Source organism: Alicyclobacillus acidiphilus NBRC 100859 (assembly GCF_001544355.1).
In the GTDB taxonomy this organism is placed as follows: domain Bacteria; phylum Bacillota; class Bacilli; order Alicyclobacillales; family Alicyclobacillaceae; genus Alicyclobacillus; species Alicyclobacillus acidiphilus.
This window is the reverse complement of record NZ_BCQI01000103.1, coordinates 1-7,765: the sequence shown is the minus strand read 5'-3', so window position 1 is coordinate 7,765 and position 7,765 is coordinate 1. Positions and strand designations below refer to the sequence as shown.

At 47.6% G+C, this 7,765-nt stretch carries 6 protein-coding genes; 5 read left to right on the top strand and 1 reads right to left on the bottom strand.

The genetic code is table 11. The features are described from left to right. Positions 1–638: 638 nt before the first annotated feature. On the bottom strand, positions 639–845 hold the full coding sequence (locus AAC01S_RS17730; protein WP_067625635.1) for a hypothetical protein: 207 nt from the start codon (positions 843–845) through the stop codon (positions 639–641). A gap of 557 nt (positions 846–1,402) precedes the next feature. Here AAC01S_RS17730 and AAC01S_RS17725 point away from each other — a divergent pair. The 5 genes from AAC01S_RS17725 to AAC01S_RS20310 all read left to right on the top strand — a co-directional run. Next, the gene (locus tag AAC01S_RS17725) at positions 1,403–2,872 is read left to right on the top strand and encodes a cysteine peptidase family C39 domain-containing protein (RefSeq protein WP_370670843.1); all 1,470 of its coding nucleotides are present in this window, start codon (positions 1,403–1,405) and stop codon (positions 2,870–2,872) included. Next, the gene (locus AAC01S_RS17720) at positions 2,869–5,331 is read left to right on the top strand and encodes an HlyD family efflux transporter periplasmic adaptor subunit (protein ID WP_067625634.1); all 2,463 of its coding nucleotides are present in this window, start codon (positions 2,869–2,871) and stop codon (positions 5,329–5,331) included. The genes AAC01S_RS17725 and AAC01S_RS17720 overlap by 4 nt, the downstream gene beginning before the upstream one ends. Further along, positions 5,332–6,036, top strand: coding sequence for an ABC transporter ATP-binding protein (locus tag AAC01S_RS17715; RefSeq protein WP_306307198.1), 705 nt, complete (start codon positions 5,332–5,334; stop codon positions 6,034–6,036). Continuing rightward, complete coding sequence (locus AAC01S_RS17710) at positions 6,029–7,213, top strand: ABC transporter permease (RefSeq protein ID WP_067625632.1); 1,185 nt, start codon at positions 6,029–6,031, stop codon at positions 7,211–7,213. The genes AAC01S_RS17715 and AAC01S_RS17710 overlap by 8 nt, the downstream gene beginning before the upstream one ends. A 144-nt stretch (positions 7,214–7,357) precedes the next feature. Further along, a partial coding sequence (locus tag AAC01S_RS20310) for a transposase (protein WP_067625629.1) occupies positions 7,358–7,765 on the top strand: 408 nt, incomplete at its 3' end.

The following is a 7,765-nucleotide window of genomic DNA, read 5'->3' as shown; positions in this document are numbered from 1 at the left end:
TGTTTTGGAATGATCGCGGTTTCTTCGAAGCGTAAAAACACCTTCCGCGCACGTCAGAGTCCCCGAAGCACAACGTTCGATACGAAAACCCTCATTTATCCAACTATGGAATGCGGAAGATGAGACATATGGCCACCTTCTCTTTTCACAGCCGACGCTGAAGACTATCAATATCATCTGGTTGACCAACGACTTGAACTATGTATAGGAAATTAAAGTACAGTTGGAGGCATGTCTGACTAGTTCGTTTCACATTTCGGATGTTCGCTGAAGATCTCAAAGGGCGTCCTCGAAAATAGATGCGATTTTCATGTATCGTGACAGAAAAAGTTCTTGAGAAGAACCAGATTAAATATATGGAGATTAAGGAAAATAAGCCTAAAATAACATCAAAGAAACTGAGGTCGCTTGGCGTTATAAAGTCGAGAACCAAAATAACGATACCCGTAATTGAACATGTAATTGGTAAGAGCAAAGCCTGCCATGAATATTTTCCTTGCAGTTTGGTTTGGGTCACGATAGTCACACTCTATTCTTAAAATAAGCGATACAAGATAGTCTCAGGGACAGCCAAGTGAACCCGCAATCCGAGAATCACGGGCTCACCGAGCAAGTTCAATTAGTAACTAGGCTTTCGCTTAACTTGCGAATCCATACCCTGTGTACGCACCAGAGACTGCAGAAATTCCGTATGCGATAAGCTCAGCAGGAACAGTTACTTCTGGAGCGAGTGCAAGTGCTAGTAGTGTAGCACCCTCAGCCATGCCGCCTGCGAATACACGATCCCAGTTGACACCTGCTTCTGTTTCCAATTCCTCTGCACTCAACTGCGCCATTCCGACCATACCGATCTCCTCCTTGTTAAATACCTAGAATTTAACCGGCTATATTCAAGTAGTTCGAAAAGTTAGCCGAATAGCCTTGACCAATACATAACATATGTGTAATTCTTATGTCAATCTTGTCTAGAGAATAATTTGAACATACAAAATTCTACACTTCTCGGCAGGTAGATGAGAAACGTGCGGGTGTTCTCATTTGAAAACGAAACTCACTGCCGCGTGGGACTGTAGAAACCGAATCATACCTAGCCATGAGGAAAATATCACGATAGGAACGCTCCTCGCCTTTGAGGATTGGGTAAAATGCCAAGTGGACAACACGCTTTCCGCAGACAAATGGGACATCTAGTTTGCCGATGCTCTACTAGTCACATTACCGGACTCTATCTGGACCATGCCTCGGATCAACTGAACCTTCTAAGTGGCAACGTGAACGAGATGACCGTTAAGCACATTATGAGCGACTTGCCGACCAATTGACGAGTTGTCTAAATTATGACACTTGAGCGAATGAGTGTTATTTAAGTGTGTGGAGTTGTCTGAGGCACTAACAATTTGCTTTGGTCAATATAGGGAGGGCGAAGCTAATTAACACGGGCAAGTTCACATTCGTATACCAGGGCGCTTCACACGACTGCGTGCCTGCGTGCGTTTTAGCACTTGGGGAGTACTACTGTTTGAACCTTAGTCTCAATGAGATACGTATTCTGTTAGTGACCAGTCCGTCTAGCGGAACAACGCTCAAAAATCTCTATAATCTATCTCCATGGTTTTACGTCCAGTTGGGTAGAATCACCGAATTAAGCGAGATATCTACACACACTCCCTTTATTGCGTTCTTAAAACATAACCATGCGGTTACAATTTGGGGCTACACGCAGGATGGTAGCAAGTTAGTTGTTGGCGACCCAGGAGTCGGAATCGTACAAATGAACCTTGACGAATTACTTCGCGTATGGGACGGAATTGTGGCCGTTTTACGACCGAAAGCATTACAGGACGCACCCCAAGAACGTAGGAAGCAGCAACGACCATGGCAACAGTGGCAAGACCGTCTAGGGTTTACTGATCTCCAATCGTTTGGAGTGAACTGGTGGCCGATGGGGTGGACTAGCCTACTTGTGTTATTAACAGGAATCACAAACTCCATATACTCGTTGTATTACGCCAAATATCTTCCGCTATTCGGAAAGTTTATTCTGTTTGTTTTGTCCTATACGGCCATTTCAACTATTCTCAGTTGGATAACTAATCTAATATTGCTACGGACTTCAGTAAAGTATCAGAAAGTGCTCTCGTGGCGTTTAGATGAAGCCATGAAGAATCTGAATCTCACGTTTTATACCATGGGAGATATATCAACACGGTATCAAGATGCGAGTACAGTCGTCAGTGCTGTGATGGCACTGTTTCAAAATATCCCGTATTCGCTCGTCATTTTTTTGACCTCACTCTATTTTCTGGCGAAAATCAATTGGTTGTTGCCTGTATTCACTATTGTGTTCCTTGTTCTTATAGTTTCGATTCTCACACCGTTCGTGCAGAAGGTACGAAATCTTTTATACAGCGTTAGGTTGAAGCAGGCGGAAATGACAAATCGTCTTCAAAGTTGGCTGACTGGGGGCGAGAATACGGTTACGACCGCGTTCCAAGAACTTGTTAATACCCAGTATAAGCAATCGCTTTGGAGCATGCCAATACGTTCAGTGGTTGGTAATAGCATCGTGATTCCCACGCTATTCGTTGTGATATTTGACCACTGGAGTCACGGAGCCGCTGCCACATCAACTACCAAAGGTTATTCCCAACTACTAACGGCCATCATGATCATGAATTATGCGGTTTCTGCAGGCCACAACTTATACGGTGCAATCATATCTTGGCAAACCTCCCGTCCATCACTTCAGCGTTTGAAGGACTTCTTGTCTGTCGACGTCGAGCATGGGGCAGACTCTCCCATTGTAGCATCGGAGGATTCCTCGGAATCGTTCATTGCATCCACCGCTGAAAGAGGAGGACCGAGAGCGTGAGTCTAGTTAAAACCGATAGGCCAAATGTTTTTTCGACTATTCCGAAGCCCGTATACATTGGCGCCATATCAGTCCTTATGTTAGGCGCAATTTCTACATACATGGCTATCCGTCCTGGACAGGCAACGAAACCGATTCCAACCGTTCGGGTCAAGTACGGGAGCATCAACCCTTATGTATCTGCGACTGGCACGATTGGTAATCATGAGAGTGTTTCTATTTCTTCAAGTACCGGCGGTCAAATTGTAAAATGGTTGGTTCGCGAGGGATCAAACGTCAAAGCTGGACAACCTTTAGCCTATTTCTCGGACTATTCACTCAATCAAAAAATCTATGAAGGACTCAGGCAACGTTATTTAGCGGCAGAACAAGCCGTGGCCGACAATCAGGAGGGACAAACTTTGGATGAACAGCAGTCTGCTTCAGATGCTACGATAAGCCAAGACAAGGCAAACGTAACGCAGAGTCTTGAGCAGTGGAAGGCCGCACAGGTAGCATTACAGGATGCAAAACAATCCTATCGTTTAGCACAGAAGGTTGATCCACAGACCCTTGCTGCCAATCAAGAGGATTACGACAAGGCGGAGACGGCAGTTGCTGTAGACAAGGCTCTCCTTAAACAAGCACAAACAAAGCTCAGCTCTGATGAACGTATAGAGGCGACCGATCCAACCATCAAGATGGACGGTGTTGCCGTCTCCGTCGCTCAAGCGCAGCTAGCTGCCGCACAGCAAGAAGCAAATGCCACGCAACAACAATTGTCCACCAATGTCAATGCGTCTGATCAATCGAAACAAGAGGCTGTGCAGGCTGCGAAGCAAGCATTGGACCAAGCGAATTCGCAAGTCTCAGTTGCTCAGTCGGCGTTGTCTGAAGCACAAACGAAGCTATCATCGGATGAATCTCCGCAGACAAACTCAAGCGTGCTACAACAGGACCAAGGGAACCTAGCCGTACTGCAGCAAGAGCTTGCAAATGCCCAACAAAAACTAAACGCCGACCTATCGCCGCAAGAGACGGCTTCGACAATCCAACAGGACAAATCCGCCCTTGCTATGTATCAGCAGGAGCTCACGAACGCAGAAAATCAGTTATCGACAGACCAAGCTGTATACGGGCAATCCTCTGCACAGCTTCAGGCTGATCAGGCTGCAGTCAATCTATATCAAACAGAAGTGAATGATGCGCAAGCACAATTGACAACGGATGAACAGCAGCCCGCATCGAATGCAACAATCGAGCAGGACAAGGAGAATATTCAGCAACTACAACAACAAGTTTCAGCCGCAACGGCGCAGTTGAACACGGATAGGTCACAAACCGCGACTGCAGCACAAATTCAAGAGGACGAAGCTGCGATTAATGTGGCAAATCAGCAATTGCAAGCGGCCCAGGCAGTCGCGAAGGATGATCAGATTGCCTATCAACAAGCCCTTTCAAACAACGCATCCGTTTCGGTTTCCGCCATTCAAACCGCGTTGGCGCAGGCACAAGGCAATGTCTCTATCTATCAATCACAATTAAAACAGGCGGAGGCGAAGCTGAATGGGGACAGAGCATCGGCCCAGTCACAATCGGAATTGCGTCAAGATCAATCTGCCGTATCCGTTGCGCAGGAACAGTTAAAGGCTGCGCAAATTCTCGGCAAAGACGCGAAACAGGTGTCGCTGGACTCGAATCGACCTTCTGCTTCTGCCCTGCTAAACGCCAAGATTAATCTCGATCAGGCCCAAGGTACAGAACAAGTGCAGCAGGCGGCGCTACAAGCGGCGCGACTGAAATTGGCCATAGATCAGTCACCGTTGGATAAGAGAGAACTCCTCTCCGTTAGCGAGGCTACGTTGCAAGCAAAACAGACCGCTGTTCAAGCGAAATTGGATATGCTAAACGCTTTACAAACAGTGCGCAATAGTGAACTGACGGCACCGGCCAATGGAGAAGTCGTCTCAGTGGATGTTCCTACCGGTACCGAGTTGGCGCCGAACCAGGAAGCTTGTACGCTTCTTCCAAGTGACGAACGAGCGCAAGTGATTGCCTTGGTCAACGCTGACGACGTAAAGCAGGTTCAGGTCGGACAACACGTGAGTATCACGTCACAAGATTTCAATGGAACTGAGGAGGGAACGGTCAGCTTTGTTTCCCCTCTTCCTGCAAATAGTTCCCAAGGCAGTGATAGCTACCAATATCCCGTTTATATACAGTTTGATCATCCGTCAGCGCAGACGACTAACGGGATGAGTGTCAATTGCGACATATACACGAAACGAATCCAACACGTTGCAATTGTCCCTGCGAACGCAGTTATGACGAACAATGACAAACTTGGTGTGTACGTAAAAAGCAAATCGGGTGCTTTCAAATTCACACCCGTCAAGGTGGTTTCGAGCGATGAATCAAACGTACAAATCCGGGGCGTTAAAGTTGGAACGGTCGTGGCCACGAAACGGCCACAGGGATAAATGAGGCAGATTCTGCGGATTGAAAACTTGTCGAAGGTGTATTCGTCTGCCACCAGATACCAAATGGCTCTATGTGACGTAAGCTTGTGCGTTTCAGAAGGCGAGTTTGTTGCCATTGTCGGCCCGTCGGGTGGAGGAAAGTCGACTCTCCTAAGTATCCTTGGATGTTTGGACACGCCAGACCAGGGCCGGTACTTCGTGTTTGACGAAGAAGTCAATTGGAAATCATCGAAGCAGTTAAGTCGCCTGCGCGGAGGCGTACTTGCGACGATATTCCAGGGATTTGAACTTGTTCCACATTGGACGGTGTCGGAGAACGTGGAGTTGGGACTTCGTATGCGGTCGATTCCAAAGAGAAAGCGTATGGAAATCGTTATTGCGATGCTACGTAAGGTAGGCATGCTCCATAATATACACAAGTATCCGAATGAATTGTCTGGTGGCGAGCAACAACGCGTTGCGATTGCAAGAGCACTATGTACCGCTCCGAAAGTGTTACTTGCCGATGAACCTACTGGAAACTTGGATCCTGAGAATGCAAAAGAAGTCCTCGGGATTTTCCGCAGCCTGCATGAGCAAGGCACGACAATCGTCATGGTTACACATGATATGGAGATTGCGGGACAGGCCCAACGAGTACTGAGGATACAAGGTGGACGACTAGACAACAGTATCGTAACTGGTGGGAGTCACGATCATGCGTGAAACGTTCGTTGAAGTATTTAGAAACGTAACACGGCGTCCTTTTCAAAGCGTGTTGGCAGTTATCGGGATCTTCTTTGGCATGGGCGGAATATTGGTCCTGTCATCTATGGGGGCAGGGGTCCGACAGTCAATCGATATGCAGGTGGCTGCGATTGGCCCTGGCATGATGAGTGTTCAAGCCGCGCCGACCACCCAAAACAATCCGACGCCAGTCGTCATCAATGAAACCGACGCGCAGGCGGTTGCCAAGGCACTTGGGGGTCAAGCGATCGTTTCACCGTTGGGCGAATCCATTGCTTCGATCGAGGGACCGAAGGGAAGTGTTTCTGGCTACGCGATCGGCACCGATACGAACTTCCCGCAAATCGAGTCGATCACGACCCCAAAGGGCCACTTCTTTACGCCGGTCGACAATGCGGAGAACCGAACCGTTTGCGTCATTAATCCCTACTTGGCACATCAGATCTTTGGCAGTGATAATCCAATTGGCAAACAGATTATGGTGAACAATACATCGTTGACAGTCGTTGGTACATTTGATTTCTCGAATAGCGTCTCCGTGAGTGGGAGTACGGGAGAGGTGCTGTTACCCATTAGCACATACCTCAGTGATATGACTTCGACGGATGCCATTGCGGGAATTTTGCTAAAAGCCAATCAAGTATCTGAGGTTCCCGTCATTAAGAATGACGTTTTGACACAGTTGATCCGTGATCACCAGTGGACAACACCAGTGTCTGATTACCAGGTGGCTACACAGAGTGGGATTGTATCGTCGTCAAATTCACTAAAACACCTATTTAACATGTTTGTGCGAGGTGCCATTTTTGTCGCTTTTATTGTCGGGGGAATCGGTATCATGAACGTCATGCTCATGGCCGTGTCGGATCGCCGCAAGGAAATTGGTATCTACCTGTCTTTTGGGGCAACTCGTATTTCTATTATCGGACAGTTCCTGCTAGAGTCGTCTGTATTAACTCTCATGGGCACATTGCTTGGTATCGTTTCAGGAACGTTGCTTGGTATGCTCCTCCTGACCGAAAACATTCCCATGAATTTCACTGTGTGGACTTATCTCGAGGATATCGGAATTGGTACGTGCCTCGGAATCGTGTTTGGTCTCTATCCGAGCATACGTGCTTCGCGAATGACGCCAATGCAAGCGATAAGGGAATGATGTATTAACTCGGATTTCGACGGTTTTGTCCTCTTTGAATTGATTTAAGCAATATACATATCAAGTCTCGAAAGTCGGGTAGTCAAAGTGGGGGTAACATGATAGAATCCATATAGAACATATGTTTGGTTCGGAGTGAGTTACATGACCTTGGACGAGTTCATGAACAAGTTTTCGGATGAATCCTCCTGGGAGGAGCGCATCATCGAACTACGCTGGCCGTCGGGATTCTGTTGCCCGAAGTGCGGAAGCAGGAACGCGATGCGAATACATGCGAAACATCGGAGAGACGCAGAAAACCGAGTACCTCTGTTCGAGTGCAGAGATTGCCGTCGACAAACATCAATTACATCAGGAACCATATTTCACAAGATCCAGACGCCCCTTACGAAATGGTTCCTCGCCATATACTTGGTGGCTAACGATAAAGGCGGAATTGCTGCGACAACTCTTGAACGCATGTTGGGTGTGTCGTATCCGACCGCGTGGCTGATGCTGCGCAAGATTCGGATAGCGATGGCGGACCGCAACGCCCAATATAGGCTGAGCGGC